Annotated in this window: 14 protein-coding genes and 2 tRNA genes; 10 read left to right on the top strand and 6 right to left on the bottom strand. The window is 33.0% G+C overall.

Features of this window, described 5'->3' with window-relative positions:
- The first annotated feature begins 47 nt into the window (after positions 1 to 47).
- From clpX to BBH99_RS05005, 6 genes are all read left to right on the top strand, one after another.
- Positions 48 to 1235 (top strand): ATP-dependent Clp protease ATP-binding subunit ClpX, encoded by a 1188-nt coding sequence (clpX, locus tag BBH99_RS05030; RefSeq protein WP_066692829.1) that lies wholly within the window; start codon positions 48 to 50, stop codon positions 1233 to 1235.
- Between the two features lie 74 nt (positions 1236 to 1309).
- A complete protein-coding gene (locus BBH99_RS05025) occupies positions 1310 to 3274 on the top strand; it encodes a T9SS type A sorting domain-containing protein (protein WP_083188750.1) in 1965 nt (654 codons plus the stop codon).
- A 5-nt stretch (positions 3275 to 3279) separates the two neighbouring features.
- Positions 3280 to 3516 carry a signal peptidase gene (locus BBH99_RS05020; protein WP_066692826.1) on the top strand — a complete coding sequence of 79 codons (237 nt, stop codon included), beginning with the start codon at positions 3280 to 3282 and terminating at the stop codon, positions 3514 to 3516.
- A 61-nt stretch (positions 3517 to 3577) separates the two neighbouring features.
- On the top strand, positions 3578 to 4870 hold the full coding sequence (locus BBH99_RS05015; RefSeq protein WP_066692824.1) for a TlpA family protein disulfide reductase: 1293 nt from the start codon (positions 3578 to 3580) through the stop codon (positions 4868 to 4870).
- Positions 4871 to 4914: 44 nt separating this feature from the next.
- Positions 4915 to 4988: transfer RNA gene (locus BBH99_RS05010), tRNA-Met, on the top strand.
- A gap of 242 nt (positions 4989 to 5230) precedes the next feature.
- Positions 5231 to 5304 (top strand) — tRNA-Met (locus BBH99_RS05005).
- 118 nt (positions 5305 to 5422) lie between these two features.
- Here the strand turns inward: BBH99_RS05005 and BBH99_RS05000 are convergent.
- The 6 genes from BBH99_RS05000 to BBH99_RS04985 all read right to left on the bottom strand — a co-directional run bounded on the left by BBH99_RS05000 (position 5423) and on the right by BBH99_RS04985 (position 13345).
- The gene (locus BBH99_RS05000) at positions 5423 to 6721 is read right to left on the bottom strand and encodes an HlyD family secretion protein (protein ID WP_066692821.1); all 1299 of its coding nucleotides are present in this window, start codon (positions 6719 to 6721) and stop codon (positions 5423 to 5425) included.
- Positions 6722 to 6770: 49 nt separating this feature from the next.
- Positions 6771 to 6965 (bottom strand): bacteriocin-like protein, encoded by a 195-nt coding sequence (locus tag BBH99_RS21830; protein WP_073300578.1) that lies wholly within the window; start codon positions 6963 to 6965, stop codon positions 6771 to 6773.
- A 70-nt stretch (positions 6966 to 7035) separates the two neighbouring features.
- A complete protein-coding gene (locus BBH99_RS04995; RefSeq protein WP_066692816.1) occupies positions 7036 to 9228 on the bottom strand; it encodes a peptidase domain-containing ABC transporter in 2193 nt (730 codons plus the stop codon).
- Positions 9229 to 9310: 82 nt separating this feature from the next.
- Positions 9311 to 9475, bottom strand: a complete 165-nt coding sequence (locus tag BBH99_RS22300) for a bacteriocin-like protein (protein WP_165601885.1) — start codon at positions 9473 to 9475, stop codon at positions 9311 to 9313.
- 93 nt (positions 9476 to 9568) lie between these two features.
- The gene (locus tag BBH99_RS04990) at positions 9569 to 11077 is read right to left on the bottom strand and encodes a vitamin K epoxide reductase family protein (protein WP_066692813.1); all 1509 of its coding nucleotides are present in this window, start codon (positions 11075 to 11077) and stop codon (positions 9569 to 9571) included.
- A 531-nt stretch (positions 11078 to 11608) separates the two neighbouring features.
- The gene (locus tag BBH99_RS04985) at positions 11609 to 13345 is read right to left on the bottom strand and encodes a helix-turn-helix domain-containing protein (protein ID WP_165601884.1); all 1737 of its coding nucleotides are present in this window, start codon (positions 13343 to 13345) and stop codon (positions 11609 to 11611) included.
- Between the two features lie 203 nt (positions 13346 to 13548).
- Between BBH99_RS04985 and BBH99_RS22295 the strand changes: the two genes are divergently transcribed.
- The 4 genes from BBH99_RS22295 to BBH99_RS04970 are packed head-to-tail and all read left to right on the top strand — an operon-like array spanning position 13549 to position 18957.
- Positions 13549 to 13716: a hypothetical protein gene (locus BBH99_RS22295; protein ID WP_165601883.1), complete on the top strand. Its 168-nt coding sequence runs from the start codon at positions 13549 to 13551 to the stop codon at positions 13714 to 13716.
- Positions 13717 to 13728: 12 nt separating this feature from the next.
- A complete protein-coding gene (locus tag BBH99_RS04980; RefSeq protein ID WP_066692811.1) occupies positions 13729 to 15906 on the top strand; it encodes a prolyl oligopeptidase family serine peptidase in 2178 nt (725 codons plus the stop codon).
- The gene (locus BBH99_RS04975; RefSeq protein ID WP_066692809.1) at positions 15907 to 18114 is read left to right on the top strand and encodes a lantibiotic dehydratase family protein; all 2208 of its coding nucleotides are present in this window, start codon (positions 15907 to 15909) and stop codon (positions 18112 to 18114) included.
- Between the two features lie 6 nt (positions 18115 to 18120).
- On the top strand, positions 18121 to 18957 hold the full coding sequence (locus BBH99_RS04970; protein WP_228390741.1) for a thiopeptide-type bacteriocin biosynthesis protein: 837 nt from the start codon (positions 18121 to 18123) through the stop codon (positions 18955 to 18957).
- Positions 18958 to 19329: the final 372 nt, after the last annotated feature.

Genomic DNA, 19329 nt, shown 5'->3' with positions numbered 1-19329 from the left:
GTAATTTTTTACGATTTTCTTTAACATATACATATATATTATATAATATGAATCCAAACCAATGTTCTTTCTGCGGAAGAAAAAGAAATGAAGTACAAATGTTGATTTCTGGGCAGAACGGTTTTATTTGTGAAAATTGTATAGAGCAGGCACACACTATTGTGAAAGACAGTGCTTCCAAATCAGGGTATTCACCTGCAGACAATATGGAAGATCTTAAAAAGCCAAAAGAGATCAAAGAATTTCTGGATCAGTATGTGATCGGGCAGGATCAGGCCAAAAAGCAGCTTTCCATTGCAGTGTATAACCATTATAAGAGATTGCTTCATGCTCAGGATGAAAACAGAGAAGTAGAGCTTGAAAAATCCAATATCATCATGATTGGAGAGACTGGAACAGGGAAAACGCTATTGGCTAAAACCATTGCCAGAGAACTTAATGTTCCTTTCTGTATTGTGGACGCAACTATTTTAACAGAAGCAGGATACGTAGGGGAAGATGTTGAAAGTATTCTTTCAAGATTATTGATGGTAGCCGATTACGATGTTGAAAAAGCAGAAAAAGGAATTGTCTTTATTGATGAGATTGATAAGATTGCAAGAAAATCAGACAACCCAAGTATTACAAGAGATGTTTCCGGAGAAGGAGTACAGCAGGGATTACTGAAACTGTTGGAAGGAAGTATCGTAAACGTACCGCCACAGGGTGGAAGAAAGCATCCAGACCAAAAGTACATTCAGGTGAATACACAGAATATCCTGTTTATTGCCGGAGGAGCTTTTGACGGAATTAAGGAGATCATTGAAAGAAGAATGAATAAGCAGGCTATTGGTTTCAGCTCAGAAAAGATCAATAAAACTGATGAAGATGAGTATATATTAACAAATATTAATGCGATCGATTTGCGTTCTTTTGGATTAATTCCCGAACTTTTAGGAAGATTTCCGATCATCACTTACCTTGATAAACTTACAAAAGAAACCCTGGTAAGAATTATGAAAGAACCTAAAAATTCAATCGTGAACCAGTTTGTAGAACTTTTCAAAATGGATGGCACGAATTTGGTAATTACCGACGGGGCAATTGAAAAAATTGTTGAAGAAACCATTGAAAAAGGACTTGGGGCAAGAGGTCTCAGAGGTACCACTGAAAAGGTTCTTGAAGATTATATGTTTTCAATCGGAGAGGAAAAAGAGATTGTATTAACAGAAGATAATATTTTGATTAATAGATAAAAAGTTTTTTTTTTAAAGAAAAAAATAATACCTTTGCGGGTGAAGATTGTATTAACACACAAATAATTTATACAATGAGAAAAAGTTTATTTGCTATAGGTCTTTTAGCAATTAGTTACTCTGTTCAGGCGCAGATACTATGTCATGTTGACACTAATGCTAATATGTATGTGAGCGAAGGCACCCTAGTTTATAGTGGTGGAGGTGTACAGACAAAAGGCACGGGTCTTTTGGACGTACGTGGAAATGTAATGATCGTAGGATCAGGCGCAGACGCTTTTAAAACGATTGATGCTGCCGGTGCAGATAAAACCGATGGTGGAAATATCATTTTAAGACTGAATACACCTAACAGCTACGCTACATCTACGTATGGACAGTTGTACATCGATGGATTATCCCAATCCAATGTTACTGGTGTTGTAAACAAAGAATATAGAACTGATAAGCATGGTACTGGTAATTTTTACCAACAGATTGCTTTACCTTTCTATGACAAATTATTAGGTAGCCTTTCTTCGGAGCTTAATAAATCTTTCAACTCAACCAGATATTCCAAGAATGAAATTTTAAAGTGGAACAACTCTACTGTTGTAAGTGAGACACAAGCGCCTTGGAGCATGGCTACACAGGCTTTCGGGTACTATATGTTAGGGTCTAATAACAATAACCTTGATCTTAGTAATCCGCCTGCTGCTAATAATGGTGTTTATAATCTTTCAGGTAAAGCATTTACCAATCAGCCAATCGTTAATTTAGTTAATGCTGGTAATGGTGTTACTTTCGGACCAAATGGTACTAACCAGAACTCTTATGGTGAGGAATATCATACTTACTTATTTGATCAGTTTGAATCTACAACCAGTTCTTGGGCAGGTACATATGGTAAGAATATCTATGAATTTGGTAACCCTTTCTTAACAAACTTAGATTTATCAAAAATCGGATATGTTGAACCAGGTACAGTTACAGATGGAAATAACATCACCAATATCTGGGGTGTTCAATATTCACCAGGTGACGTGCAGTATGTAGACGGAGCGGGAAGTACATTTACTAATCCTCTGGTTATGACTTATGATAGTAATGGTAGACCACAAGGAGACATCAATAATGTTATGGTGAAACCAATGGGTGTTTTCATTATTAAATTAAGAGATAATACTCCTCAAACCTTAAACTTCAATACACTTAGAAGATTTAGTAATACAGCCAGAGTAGATGGTACTGATTATAGCGTTACTGCGAAGAAAGCTTTTAAGAACAGTAACGGAACCTTAAAGCAATTAGGAGTAATTGGTTTAGATGCTAATGGTAAAGAAATGGGTAGAACTTATTATGTTGTTTCTGCAAATGCTTTAACAGGGCATCAAGCATCTGCTGCTACTACAGGACAGGCTGCTGCTTCTGACAATATGTTTGTAACCTATGAAGAAAAGCCGACAGGTGGTATTGATCCTAATTATAACGCACAATATTCATTATATATTAATGAAGCTAATGAAAATGACTTCTTAGGTAAAGAGATTGTATTGCATAGCTTTGACTATAATGAGCCTAATCATAATCAGCAAATTGTTTCTTACAAATTTGAGGTGAGAGAAAATGCAGCAATGATTCCTGCTGGAGTTCACACTTTATCTTCAGGAACAGGGTTTTATTACAAGTCAGCTAACGGCAATGTAGAAGAAGTAAAGCAGGGGGCTATTATTCCTGTAAGTTCTAAGTCTTATAGCTTATATTATGGAGCACCTGATAAAGGTTCGTTAGCAACGAAAGAAGATAAGCCTATAACACTTTCCAGAACAATGGTTGTATATAACCCGGCAGTTAGCAACTATATTGTTAGATTTGATAAAAACTGGAAAAAAGCAGATATTGAAGTTTATGATATGAGTGGTAAACTTATCATCTCTAAGAAAGCAGTGGATGCATCTAAAGATTTCGTTATTGAACTTGATGGTTCAGTGAAGAGCTCTTATGTTGTAAAAGTGGTTTCTGATAAAGGAGTAGTAGTTAACACCAAAATCTTAAAATAAATAATATGAAAACTATAAATAAACTAGTATCCGCTCTTTTGCTTTTTGTGGTATCATTTGCTTACGCAGAAGAAAATAATGCAATTCCCCCGGCGCCAGATGCAGTATCAAAAGCAGGTACTGGAGGTGGTGGTCCAGGAGCACCAACATCGCCCATTGATATGTACGTATATTTGCTTGCTGTTGTAGCTATTGTATTTATTGCATTCTACACAAAAAAGTATAAAAGTATAAAAGCATAAAATTTTATTAAAATAATAGTAAACTCTCTGATTAGTCAGAGAGTTTTTTTATTTTTACTCTATGAAAAAGATTTATACACTATCTGCAGTTTTAGCTGCATTTACATTGCAGGCCCAGTTTACAGTTACAGTTCAGACACCTGCAGACTTTAAAGATCAAGATGCCATACTATATACATTAAACGGTTCAAAAGATATTGTTGTTACCAAAGAACAAAGTAAGAATAATACATGGACATTTAAATATCCAAATAATTATATGGGAATGATGAAAATCTATTTCCCTAATACTAATAATACTGTAAGCTTTATTTCTGAAAACAAAAATGTAAGTATCAAGCTTGATATTCAGAATAATAAAGTGAAGGATGTTGCTTATCTGGATGAAGCTAATGAGCTAATGAGCAGACAACAGGAAGGTTCACAGAAGAAAGAACTTATTCTTCCTGCTTTAACTCAGATCAAAGAATATTATAAAGATAATACAGACTTTGGAAAAGCTTTGAAAACAGAAATAGAAAGGCTTTCGGGTACATCCACTTCCATTGATGCTGCTAAACACCCGTTTATTGCTTATTATAATACCAACTATAGTAAATTTCTGGGAAATCCGGCAGATGGTGCTAAAAAAGCGGATCAGGACGAAATTATTAACTTCCTGGATAAGTCTAATGATATGCTTGAAAGTTCATCGCTATTAAGACCTGTATTAGTGGCTTATTTGAACTCCGGTGGTAATACCAATGTTACAGGCTCTGTAGATAAACTTTTAGACCGCTTAAAAGTGGAGACACCAAGAGGGCAGACTGTATTATCTGAACTTATCGATATCTTTGACGTTTACCAGATGGATGATTTTAAAACCAAATATCTTGGCCTGGCTAAAAATCTAAAATGTACCATTAATGATAGATTGGCGTCTACATTAAAATCGAATGCCAATGTAGAAATGGGGGCTGTATTCCCAAATTATAAGTTCCAGTCAGTTTCAAATACCACTGCGAAATCAATTCATGATGTGAAGGCTGATAAAAAAGTTATTGTATTCTGGTCATCTACATGCTCACATTGTGAAACTGAACTTCCGAAGTTACTGGAAAAATATAACGATTTAAAAACAAAGAATATTCAGGTTATAGCCTTGTCTTTAGACGTAGATAAAAATTCTTATTCTAAAAAAATTACTGCATTTCCATGGATCAATGACTCTGAATTGAGAGGATGGAACAGCAGCTATGTAGATACATATAATGTTCATGCAACTCCTACCTATTTTATTTTAGATGCTAACAATAAGATAATCAATAAGCCAGATCATGTAGGGGATGTTTTAGAATATTTTAAGCTAAAATAATTTTGGAGGTAAAAAATATTTTTCTATATTTGCACCACCAAAACGGCGAGGTAGCTCAGTTGGTTAGAGCGCAGGATTCATAACCCTGAGGTCACGGGTTCAATTCCCGTCTTCGCTACAAAAACCGCAAACATTAATTAATGTTTGCGGTTTTCTTTTTTTATACACTAGCTTTCATTTTTAGAATCGCTGCAGTCTATTATTGTTTGTTCCCCCTAGAAAATGTTATCCGAAACCATTAGCTTTTATTATAATTACGCTATATTTTATTCTGGATGTATCCTGTAAAAGATATTTAAATTTTATTCTCATAATAGGAATACAGATAAAAATATTTTTCTATATTTGCACCACCAAAACGGCGAGGTAGCTCAGTTGGTTAGAGCGCAGGATTCATAACCCTGAGGTCACGGGTTCAATTCCCGTCTTCGCTACAAAACCGCAATCATTAATTAATGGTTGCGGTTTCTTTTTTATATTAAAGATATGAGCAAAAAAAAACCGTTTCTTTAATTAGAGAAACGGCATGTTTTGTATGTTGTGAAGCTTTTGTTAAGCCTGATAGCCTAACAGTTTTCTGATCTGATAAAAGAATCTTTCAATAAGTCTTAAGTCTTCAGTTACAATTTCTGCACTTCCTCTAAGTTCTTTATCAAATCTCAGATTTTTATTATAGCTTGTTTTTAATCCTTTTGGTAAAACCACATCTACATAGTAATTCCCTTTATCATCAGGAATAAGCGATATGTTCTGAACTTTTCCTTCTACGATTCCATATTCCTGGAAACGGTAGTTATCCAGCTTGATCAATACTTTTTCTCCAGGGTGAATCTTTCCTGAGTTTACAGAAGGCACAGACATTCTGCCTACTAATTTCTCTTTATTTTTAGGAAGAATGGATACAATTGCTTCACCTGCTTTTACAAACTGATTTTCACCGAAAAACTGCTGAAAGCTGGCAACACCTTCTGTAGATGAAATAACAAGGTAATTTTGTTCCCAAAGTTTCAATGCTTTTCTAAGTTGTTCAAAAAGCTGCAGGGTTTGTGAAGAATAATTGATTTTATCCTTCTCTGTATTAATCACAGTTCCGCTTTTGGTTTTGTTAAGATTGGAAATTCCTTCTTCAGCCTGCGAAATAGAAATATTGATATTTTCAAGGTTCTGTTGAGCCTGAAGGTATTTGATCTTTTCATTCTCAAGTTCCATGGCAGAAATTACTCCCTGATTAAACAGTTCCTGAGATCGTTGGAAGTTTTTTCTGGTAAGGTCATATTTAGCTGATTCCAGGCTTTTTTGTTGTTTTAAAGTGGCAATTCTCGCTCTGGATTCAGATAGGCTTAGGCTGGTAGCCAGATTTTCCGGGGCATAAGGTTGCAGTCTTGTAAAAAGCTCTTCATCCTGGAAAGCTTTTGCGAAGCTGTTGTAGTCTCCCTGCAATTCACCTAATTTAAATCTTGAAGTCTGAGCAATAGGAAAAGAACTAAGCTGATTGGGAGACATAGAGTCTACCAGTTTTTTTAATGCTATAACATCTTTGTAATTGGCAGCAGAGAGCATTACCATCAGTAACTGATCTTTCTTTACTTCCTGATGATCTTTAATGAGTATTTTTTCAATCTTAGAATTGATCCTGGCTTCTAATTTTTCCGGTGGATTTTGAGAGGTTACTATAATAGGAGCCGGTACAAATTCCGGATATTTTATAATATAACTCATCACAAAAATGAGCAGAATAATTACAAATATAAGCGTGTTTCCCCAGCGGATCATCCAATTAGGTGGTTGGGTAAGGATATCCTGTACACTTTCTGAGCGGAGTTCAATATTGTCTAAAACGTCTTCTTTCATTGTTTTTTCTGAGCTAAAGTTTCCCCCAATATTTCAGGGGGAATATAATTTAAATACGTGGGCAAGTGCCGTCATACCATGATGGTGGTGAAGTGTCTGCATCCGGTGGACATGCAATATGATGTATACGGCATGGCATCCAGCTACCCAGGCACCATGATCCACAGCAGTTGTCATCCGGAATGATTACCCCTCCACTGACAAAAACTAAATCTTTTCTGGAAAGTTTTTTTAGATTTTTCATAATTAATAGATGTTTTTAATTTCCTACTCTATAAGCTTTTCGGATTCCGCTATATATTGATTCTCATGGGTTAACTTCCTAATTCCAGCTGGTTTCTTACCAATCGGTAATATTCACCACGCAGATCTACCAATTCGGCATGGCTGCCTTCTTCTACTACTTTTCCTTTATCCAGTACAATAATCTTATCGGCGTGTTTTACTGTGGAAAGTCTGTGGGCAATAACTACTGCGGTTTTACCTTTAAAGAACTGTTCAAGATTTTCCATAATGATTTTTTCATTATTGGCATCCAATGCAGAAGTAGCTTCATCAAATAGGATATATTCAGGAGATTTGTAAACAGCTCTTGCGATAAAAAGCCTTTGCTTTTGTCCGCCACTTACTCCAACTCCTTCATTTCCGATTTTTGTATTATAACTCAATGGAAGGCCTTCTACAAATTCTTTGATATTGGCTATTTCTACTGCCCGTCTTAGTTTCTTTTTATCAATATGATCTTCACCAACGGCTATATTATTGGCAATTGTATCATTAAATACATACCCTTCCTGCATAACAACCCCGCAGTGGTCTCTCCAGAATCGTGGAGAGATATTCTTTAATGCAGTATTGCCTATTTTGATTTCCCCTTGGTCAGGTTCATAAAACTTCATCAGGAGTTTCAGTAAGGTTGTTTTTCCACTTCCACTGGCTCCGACAATGGCTGTAGTTTTCTGATAGGGAATAGTAAGGCTTAGATTTTCAAATACCGGAACATCAGATCCAATGTACCTGAATGACATATCAGTAACTTCTATATCTCTTTTCGGTATTTCCATGGCATATTGCTCATCTTTATTTTCTTCATCTTCCTTATCATGAATCTCACCCAATCTTTCAAGGGATATTTTGGCATCTTGAGTTTGTTTAATGAAATCGATAAGTTGAAGAAGCGGACTGTTTAACTGTCCAATAATATATTGAACCGAAAGCATCATCCCCAAGGTCAGATTTCCGCTTAAAACCAATTTTGCAGACAGGAAACTTACCAGGATATCTTTCATCTGATTAATGAAATTTCCTCCTACAGACTGCCATTGTTCTAAAGACAGAGACTTTATTCTGATTTTAAATAATTTTACCTGAAGAAATTCCCAATCCCATCTTTTTTGCTTTTCAGCATTATGCATTTTGATTTCCTGCATTCCATTGATAAGCTCAATTACTTTACTCTGTTCCTGAGAAACCTGGGAGAATCTTTTATAATCAAGCTCTTTTCTCTTTTTCAGGAAGAAAGTAATCCATCCGATATAAGCAACTGCCCCTACAAGATAAACAATGAAAAGCCTGTAATCATAAAACAAAAGGACAATACTGAAGATAATCAGATTGACTAATGAAAACAGTGTGTTTAATGAAGAACTGGTAAGAAGCTGTTCTATTCTATGGTGGTCATTAATCCTTTGCATGATATCTCCGGTCATTCTGGTATCAAAGAAACTGATAGGGAGTTTCATAAGTTTGATAAAGAAATCGGATATAATTGAAATATTGATTCTGGCAGAAAGATGGAGAAGAATCCAGCTTCGGATGGTTTCAATACCCATTCTTCCGAAGAACAGCATAACCTGTGCAAGCAGCACAAGATAAATAAAGTTAATATCCTGATTCTGTATCCCGACGTCTACAATACTTTGAGTAAGAAAAGGGAAAACCAGGGATAGTAAACTTCCTGCTAGAAGTCCAACAGCTAGTTGGATAACAAGTGATTTGTACTTTAAAAGATATCTGGAAAGAAAAGAAAAGCTGGCTTTACTTTCTTCATTGTCAAATTCGGTTTGGAAGAATGCTGGTGTTGTTTCCAGGATAAGGGCTATTCCTTCCTCAGTGTTTTCGTTGGCATTTTCACCAATCCAGGCTTTGATAAATTCCTCCTGATTGTAGGTAATTAAGCCATAGCTGGGATCAGATATGTATATCTTGTTATTTTTATCAACTTTATAAACAACTACAAAGTGGTTTTTATTCCAGTGTACGACACATGGAAGCGGAACTTCTTCTACGAGGGTTTTAAAGTCAACCTGAACTCCCAGTGAACGGAAACCCAGATTCTCTGCAGCATCGCTTAATCCAAGAAGGCTGCTTCCTTCACGGGTGGTTTCAGAAAGGGCCCGGATTTGCTGCAGGGATATGCTTTTACCGTAATATTTACTTACAATTCTAAGACATGTTGGCCCACAGTCTTTAGTGTCTGGTTGTTTATAGAAAGGAAATTTTTTCAAAACTAATAATCATTATAAAATGTCGTCATATTCTGACGACATTTTTACTTTATTCAATATTATAATTCAATGAAATGGTAAACTAGTAGTAGCACCATTTGTTACAAGCATTTACTGCTCCTTCTTTAGGTGGGTTGATTTTGGATTCGCAGTAGCTCGCTTCATACTGGATTTTTGCGCATTCCTCAGTAATACCCCCTTTCAATGTTCTTAGGCTTTCTCTTGAAAGTTTAGTTAGATTTTTCATAATAAATAGTTTTTGGTTTTCCTACTCTTTTTAAAGCTTTTCGGATACCGCTTTTGTTTTCCTAAGATAGTGAATTTTGAATCACTTGTATGATTAAATTTCGTCGTCTTCTATTAATTCATCAATAAAGAATACAATGTCTTCCCTGTCATATTTTTCAGGGAACTGATAACCGTTAATCACCAGGATAGGGGTGAAGTTAAGCCCTGCATTACTGTTTTCTACAGTCATTTGGGTCAGTGGATTCAGATTTTCTGATGTAGGAACTCCTCCTGACAAAATATTGATTTTATTTTCATCTCTTGTCTCGAACCATTCTTCTACAGCATGTAGGAATTCTTTCTCTGGTTTATTGTTGTAGATATAGGTAAGATCAGAGATCAATGCATCGTATTTTTCATTGGATCTTTCAGGTGTATAGTTGAATCTCATTTGTAAAGAAACATCATCAGGATATTTCTTTAAAAGACTTTCTGCCAGTTTATGACCATCTTTACAAAAACCACAATAAGGGTTGGAAATAATAGAGATCCGAAGTCTTGCATCTTTTTTTCCTACTGAAAATGTCTCAGTATCCTGGAATTCTATTTTATCTCTTTCTAATAACTGGCTTTTGAACAGCTCATAATTTCTTTTGAATCTAAGATTTTTAGCATTGTTTTTCTGAAGCTCTTCTTTTTGTTCAAGCAGAGTATTGAAATACATCACTGCAGAAAAGATCATTACCCATAAAATAACAGTTAGCAAAAGAGCAGGAACTCCAAAGGTAAGGTTCTGGAAAAAGAAAGCACTGATCACTAATTGTCCAACCAGAATAGAGATTATTAAAAGACAAACTCTGCAAAATGTTTTTTCAACAAAAGCCTGAACATATAAAGAATAACCAATGGCTAGTAAAGAAACGAAAGTAAATCCTTTTACAATATAAGCCGTTGCCGGTAAAAATAATCCTAATATGGCAAGCCCGGTAAAGTAGATTAGTGAAAAATCGGAAAACTTTAATCCCAAAATGCTGGTTTTGTCCTGTTTGATGATTCTGTCACATGAATTAGCTGTTTGAGTGGCCGGAGCAGCTCCGCAAATACTTCCGATAACTGTAGATGTATTTCCAAATTTCTGATTGAATAGCTCCAATGAAATATAAACCCCAGCTAATGAGAGAAGATTAAAGATAGCTTCAAGAATTTCTTGGTAAACAAAAGAATAGATAAGGACTACGGCAAAAATAGCATATAAAACAGGCTTGAAATTGAAAGCTGTTTTATTTTCTACATTTTCAGTCTTTTCAAATAACAGAACAAAATCTGTAGAATTTTTGTAAAGCTCTTCTTTGTCTAGTGTCTTTGCCTTTTCAGAATACACTGCATAATTGCTTCCCGATTTTTTTACTAATGAGAATGCATTGTCAACAATTGCGATAAATTCTTCAGGAAGTTCATCCCAGTATTCTTTATCAAGCTGATAGGCATCATTTTTTACTCCCAAAAAGTTTAAAGTATCACTGAAAGCCAGTGCAGACGGATAGTTGGGATGAGAATTGAACTGGAAAATAAATTCCTGCTTATCAAGTTTTAGGTAGTTAATTAGTTTATCAAAAATCATATTAATATTTTCATCTAAAATACACAGATGTTTTAAATTAACAAAAATATTTTTCTTTTATTAGTGAGATATAACCTGTAGTTGGTGGATATAGTTTGAATTTCAATATTTTATTTTACACGATTTGGCTCGAAAAAATATTTTTATTCAGTATAATGAGAATCCGAAAGCACTAAAAGTATGGAATATTGGTTTGGGTTCCAATTTCCCACAGATGAATATATAAAAGTTTTCATGGTTAATTTTTACATTCATAATTAGCAGCACATCTGTGGGATTGGAATAATATACTTGTGTTTTATCTTCTTAATTAATATTTGGTCTGTTTGTCACATTATCCTTGATGAAGAATGATGAAAGCTGAACAGCTTATATTAAAATTTTGAATTTTACACATGCAAAAATCATTGTGCTTTTACCTGAGACAAAGATGCACAAGTACAAATGATAAAAAAAGTTTTGAGGTTTTAGATTTATAAATTTATAGATGTAAATTTATAAAAGAATGATGTTTAATTATCTGTTATATAATTAGTTGATTTTTTTTAAGTCGTTTAAACTATCAATTTCTTTAATGTACATAGAGAGTGTAGTGCCTGTTTTTTTCTTAAAAGCTAGAGAAAATGCCTGTTCATTATTATAGCCTAATTCCTCAGCAATGACAGATAATTTGTAAGAACGAAATTTTTTGTCTTTTACTAATCTGTTTAAAGCAAAATCAATTCTAAGATCATTAAGGTAGCTCGCAAAGTTTTTTCCTTTATGAGTATTAATTATTTCAGATAAATAAGCTGTATTTGTTTTTATGCTTTTTGCTAAGTTGGCTAATGTAATTCCCTTTTTTAAGAAAAGTTCCTTGGATTCAAATATCTTCAATTCTTGTAATATAAAGTCAGTAACTTCTTCGGAGATAGTTTTAGAAGTTTTATCATCTTGTTCAGCTGGCTCCGGAATAAGCATATTAATTATTTCAAGATCATTAGCTTTATCTTCTATATTATTTTCTTCATTATTTCTTTTTTCAACTAGGTTGATTAAATCCTGTGCAATTTTTCTATGCTGCCGTTCTGTTTTTTTAGTCTTATAGTAAAGATATGTAATGAAAATAAGTATTAAGAATAGTATGCTAATAGATAGATAGAGTATCTTTTTTCTCATTTTCAATTCTCCAATGATATTTTCTTTTTCTTGCAAAAGATTCGGAGTGTCATACTTTCTGGGTATTTCTGTTGAAAGGTATTTGAACTGCTCATCGAGTTTATGATCGACCTTTAAAAAGCGTTCAATGTAATAAAGCTGTTTTTCTTTATCATTATTTTCTTTATAGTAATCAATAAGAAAAGTATATACATCTCTTAATTCAGGAAATGTATAACCACTTTTTGAAATAATAGAGTCTAGCTTGGTATAGTTTTCAACTGCTTTTGTTTTATCTTTTAAACCTTCATAAGATTTACCAATATTTAAAAGACTATAGTTCATATTCTGATCTTGAATCCCGGAAAAATATTTATAAGCTGCTATAAAATTTTTAGCGGCAATATCATATTTTTTTAGTTTTAAATTATATGCCCCTACGTAGTAAATATATTGATGATGAACATATTTATTTGTGAAAGCTAATGGAGCTTTTAATCCTTCCTTGATTAGAATATTTGCAGAATCCAGTTTATTGAGCTCAATATAACAGTATATAAGGCTTATACGCATTTGATTATGCTGGGATTCATCTGTAATATCATTTCCATTATATAAATAGTACCTGAATGTTTTGGCTGCATCAGCATTTTTACCAATGTAGCTATTCAGATAGGCAATGTCCATATTAGCATACGCGATCTGTTGCGGATCTTTTTGAGCTTTTGCGTATTGTAGTCCTAAAATATAATTATCTAAAGCTTTTTTTAAATTATCATGTTTGTAATAAAGGTTTCCCTTCATTAAATAAGTCTGAGATGGATATTTTGTTCCCTTTAAATTTTTTGTAACTGTTGCTGTGCTGTCAAGATATTTTAGAGCATTTGAAAAATTTTCGTTAAAATGAATAAGCACATATCCGTCTGCTATTTGAAGGGCATTTTGTTCTTTTTTTGCTTTTTGGAGGTAATATTGGGCTATAACTTTAGATTGATCGGTCTTTATATTTTCATAATAGTTATAAAATTTATCTTTCAATTCTTTATAGCTAAATGTTTTTAAACTATCAATTTTGTTATTTTGTGCGCAATATAAATTACTCAGAAAAATAAATAAAAATAAGGCTTTCAATCTCATTATTTCATAAATACATTACAAATTTACATTTTTAATCTTCAAAAAAATTAACAATAAACAGGTGAAACTTGTCATAGTTTACCATATTGTTTTATTCTATTTGGACTTTGAATTTATAAATCTATAGTATAAAATTTTATTTGAATTTAAAAATATTACTTTCTTTGTGAAAAGTAATATTATACATCAGTCAAACTATGAAAAAGAAAATTAAAGAAGAAAAGAAGTTATCTTTAAAAAAGATACAATTGATGAAACCAAATCAAATGAAAATCATTAACGGAGGAGGTATTGCCCTTGCCGGTTTAAATGATGACAATGATGATCCTGTTCCTACACCTCTTCAAACTCCAAGTGGTAAATAATTTTTAGGAAGAATGAAAATAAAAATATTTGTTATTATCTGTTTATTACCTGTTCTCATTAACGCTCAAAAAACAAATTTTGCACCATCAAAACCTGTTACTGATAGGTATTTTGAAACTAATATTGTTGATGAATACAGAAACCTGGAAAATGTTGAAGATACCCAAACTCTTAATTGGATGAAGTCTCAGACTGCTTACGCCAATTCTGTTCTTAATCTCATTCCTAAAAAGAATTATTATTTAAAGAAAAGATTGGAGATTGATAAAAGGCAAGGCAATTCTGTATCTAATTTAAAAATAGCAGGTAATAATAAATATTTCTATTTAAAGAAAAACGGAGATGAAAAAGTAGATAAGTTGTACTATCGGGACGGATTTTCCGGTAAGGAAAAATTACTTTATGATCCGGCGAATTACAAAAGCTCAGAACTCAACCATAATTTTGTTATCAATCATATAAGTCCAAGTTGGGACGGTAGTAAAATTGCTATTTCAATGTCTGAGAAAGGAAATGAATTAGCAGATGTAATTATTATGGATGTTAAAACAAAAAATATTCATCCTGAAATTATTACTAATGGTGCTCCGGCTTCCTTTGATGGAATAAGATGGACAGATGATAACAGTGGTTTTTTCTATGTTGCATTTTCGGAGACTGATCCCAAGTCTAAGAATTTTTATAGAAATACAAGGACTGTTTTATACAAAATAGGAACAGATCCTAATTCTGTTCGTGAGGTTTTTTCTGCTAAAAATAATCCAGATCTACACATCACTGAAGATCAGTTTCCTATGATTTTGAATTTTGATCTGGATCAGGATTATTATATAGGAATGGTAGTAGATTATCAAACTTACAGAAAAACTTATCTTATTAAGAAAAAAGATTTACTGGAAGGTAAGAACAATTGGAAAGCACTATCCGACCCAAGTGATAAAGCAAAAAATTTAGATATACGAAAAGATCAGATTATTTTCCTGTCAAGTTATAATTCTCCTTTTGTTAAGCTTTGTAAAACCAATATTAAAAACCCTGACTTCAAAAATGCTGAGGTTTTAGTTCCAGAAAAAAAAGATGAGATCATTAAAAGTTATCGTGTAACTAAAGATGGTATTTATTATACTACTACCAGAAATGGAGTGGAGGCTAAATTATATCTATATAAAGATGGAAAAGACAATCTTATCCAACTTCCTTATCCATCTGGAAACATTGGGTTAGAAAACAAAGGTGAAAAATTCTCTGATATATGGATAACATGTTCTGGTTGGGCAAATGATGAACAACGGTTTAGTTATGATGTAAAAACAAATACTTTCAGACCGGAAAATCTTGCTCCTGTTGCAGAATATCCTGAATTTAAAAATATTGTAGTTAAAGAAATTACTATAAAAGCAAGGGATGGTGAAGAAGTTCCTGTCTCCTTAATTTATAATAAAGACATCATAAGAAATGGTCAAAATCCACTATTGATTGATAGTTATGGATCTTATGGAATATCCAGTACTCCTTTTTTTGCAAAAACTTATTTATTGTGGGTAAATGAAGGAGGGATAGTTGCTATTGCTCATGTAAGAGGAGGCGGTGAGAAGGGAGAACAATGGCGTTTAGCAGGCTTTAAAGAAACAAAACCTAATACATGGAGAGATTTAATAGACTGTACAGAATATTTAATCAGTGAAAAATATACCTCAAAAGATAAAGTTGCGATCTGGGGAGGCAGTGCTGGTGGAATTACTGTAGGCCGTGCAATGACTGAAAGGCCTGACCTTTTTAAAGCAGTGATTGCAGAAGTGGGAGCATTGAATATGCTTAGAGATGAAGCAGCGGTTAATAGTCAGCCAAAAGAATTTGGGTCTGTAAAAGATCCAGTAGAATTTAAAGGACTGTTAGAAATGGATGCTTACCAGCATATTAAAAAAGGAGTAAAATACCCTGCTACTTTTATAACAGCAGGAATGAACGATCAGAGAGTCACTCCATGGATGCCTACGAAATTTGCAGCTAAATTACTAGCAGATAATGCTTCTGATAATCCAATCTTATTGAAGATAGATTTTGAAGGAGGGCACGCTGGTAATGTACCTATTGCGCAGCGATATGCTAACATAGGAGATATATTTGAATTTGCCCTATGGCAATTAGGACATCCTGATTATCAACCAAAAGAAGAAACAAAAAAATAAATGTCCCGTTTCCCTTATCAATTTTTTGAAGAATATATTGTACGTATTCCTTTATTTTCAAATAAAAGATTTATTGAAGCAGTAGATAAAGATGAAATTTCAGAGGAAGAATTAAAAAATAAATTTGCTAACCATTCAGTTTTTTTGGAAGCACTTTATTTGGCTTCTCCTGATTTGTATGAGGAAATGGCCAAGTGGCTCCATACAGAAAAACCACTATCGCTAAAAGAGCACCAAAAACTTAAGCATACCTTATTAAAATATTATAGCCGAATGAGTACCCGCAGTACTCCATTCGGCTTATTTTCTGGAGTGGGGTTGGGGGAGTTTGATGAATATGGTAAAAGCAGGCAATTACATGAAGATAATCTATATACGGATTATTGGGTTAGGGATACAAAGTTGGATATGTATTTTCTTGTATCATTGTCTCAACATTTTGTAAAAACGCCGGAAATAAGAATTAAGCTTTTGTTTTATCCTAATAATACAATTTATAGAGTAGGAACGAAGATCCGTTATATAGAATATCAGTATTCAGGCGGGAAAAGAGATTATATTATCTCATCAGCACCACTTTCTGAAGAACTACAAAAAGTATTAAAATTTTCAGAACAAGGAAAGACGATACAGGAGCTTACAGAGATTCTGATTACGGAAGATATAACTCAGGAAGATGCATCTGAATTTATAAATGAATTAATAGATAATCAGGTTCTCACAAGCGAGATTGAACCTAGTGTTTCTGGAGGAGATTTTTTAGATATTTTAATTTCTGTTTTACAAAGACTTGAAGCAAATGAAGCAGATGTTTTAATTTCTATCAAAAATAAACTTCATGAATTAGATCAAAATATTGGTAACCCTATTTCAAACTATATTGAGATTGAGAAGCTCATTGCCTTCTTTGGGATAGAATATGAGCAAAAGTATTTATTCCAAACCGATTTGTATCATAAAGATACAGCAATCTTACCATCCTATTGGAAAAAGGAGCTTAAAACAACCTTTAGCTTTTTGAACAAAATAACTTTAGCTTCAAAAGATATTCGTCTGGAAAAATTCAAAAAGGCATTTATTGAACGATTTGATACACAGGAGGTCTCATTGCAGTATGTTCTTGATTCAGAGATAGGTCTTGGGTACAAACAAAGTGCTCCAGTAAAAGGAATTCATCCCTATTTAGATGACCTGATACTTCAAGATTCTGAGAAAAATAAGATTATAAATATTGAACTTAATCCGGTTCAGAAGATTCTTAATGAGAAAGTACAGGATGCCTTATTAGAAAACCAATATAAGATAGAGTTATTGTATGATGATTTTGAAGGATTAGATGAAAAGTGGGATGATCTACCTGATACAATTTCGTTCATGACAGAGATTATTTCAGACGATGATAAAGAAAAGTTATTTTTAAATGGGAGTACCGCAAGTAGTGCAGCCAATTTATTAGGGCGATTTTGTTCTGAAAAATCTGAGATCCATAAACTCACAAGAACTATTGCGCAGAAGGAAGAGGCTCTGAATCCCAGGTATATATTAGCAGAAGTAATCCATTTGCCTGAAGCGAGAATAGGAAATGTGGTGAGAAGACCTACCATAAGAAATTATGAGATTCCTTACATGGCGAAGTCTGTTTTGCCTGAAGAAAACCAAATAGCTGTAGATGATCTTCGTATTTCATTGCAAAATAACAGATTTGTTTTGCGATCCAAAAGATTGAACAAAGAAGTAAGGCCCTATTTGACAAATGCTCATAATTATTTTCATAATACCCTGCCGGTTTATCATTTTCTTTCCGATCTATATTTCCAGGAAATAAGAGGCGGATTGCATTTTGATTGGGGTGGGTTGAAGGATATTTACAGATTTCTTCCAAGAGTAGAATATAAAAATATAATCCTTTCAAAAGCTTGCTGGAAGATCTTTGATAAAGACGTTACTTTTTTGGAGCAGTTAATGACAGACAAAGATGAGTTTTTATCTGAATTGAACAATTGGAGAATTAAAAGAAAAATTCCTGCATGGATACAATGGGTACAAGCTGATAATACTTTACCGCTGAACCTTGAAAATTATGATATGGCTGTAATTTTTATTCTGGCCGTTCAAAAGAAAAAAACAATCATGGTAGAAGAATTTTTGTTTAATGAGAATGAAAATTTTAAGCATGAATTTGTTTTCCCTATGTATAAATTAAAATAGATATTGATGAAAAGAAAGTTTATTCCCGGAAGCGAATGGTTGTATGTCAAAATTTATACAGGGATAAAAACCGCAGATATTATTTTGGAAGAAGCTATCATCCCTTTATTACAACAACTTCAGGAGGAAAGCTTAATTAATAAATGGTTTTTTATTCGGTATAATGATCCGCGAATTCATATTCGGCTTCGTTTTGAGCTTTCTGACCTTAGTCATTTTAATAAGGTTCTTTCATTAGTAAATGATTATTTGGAGGGATATAGAGATTCCGGAGAAATATCAGAATTTATAATAGATACCTATCAGCGCGAAATTGAAAGATATGGAGATGTAACAATGGAAGACGCTGAGTTTTTATTTTGGAAGAGCAGCGAGAGTATACTTAATGAATTCCTTCATTTTGATGATGAGGAAAAGATAATGGTAACACTTTTCTATATTGATAAAGTATTAGAATATTTAGGTATTTCACTCTATGAAAGATTGGATTGGATAAAAGAGAGTTATCATGCATTTAAACAGGAGTTCAATGTAGATAAAAAGATGAACTATCAATTAGATAAAAAATATAGAGCATTTATTATTAAATACATTGATTTTATTGAATCTGTGGATTATATTCCTTTTAGGATTGCTATCCTAAATAATATCCATGAATCTAAAGAAGCCTTGCGACATATAAAAAATCAATCAAGTTCTCTTCAGAGTTTTTTTTCCAGTGTATTTCATATGCACATCAATCGAATGTTTGTTTCAAATCAACGATTGTTTGAAATGATAATCTATGATTATTTGTTCAGATACTATAAGAGCCTTATTTTTAAAAGTAGTAAAATGGTATAATATTAATGGTGGAGTAGTGTATCATTTTTGAACTGTTATTTTATACTCAGAATAAACTTTAACCTCTAAAAAATATCTTGAAAATTTAACGAGCGATAAGGTGCAGAATAGTAGAGATATTTTTACTTATAATAAAGATAACTCTAATTTTTCACTTGTCTGAAATAGAGAATAAATGGAATATTTTATGTTCAAATAAATATTTGATTTTGTAAATTTTTCACAGTTTAATTGTGATTTGGTTATTGTTTTAATGCTATATATAAACATTGACTGTAATTCATGTTAGTGCTTGTCAAACTCAAAAAAACTTAAAAAATCATAAAGTTTTCATAAAGTTTCAAAAAAGAAAAAAAATGTTTTTGTATTTAT

It is taken from the genome of Chryseobacterium contaminans (assembly GCF_001684955.1).
GTDB classification, from domain to species: Bacteria; Bacteroidota; Bacteroidia; order Flavobacteriales; family Weeksellaceae; genus Chryseobacterium; species Chryseobacterium contaminans.
The sequence above is the reverse complement of the archived record's forward strand: the minus strand, read 5'-3'. Positions and strand labels throughout refer to the sequence as shown.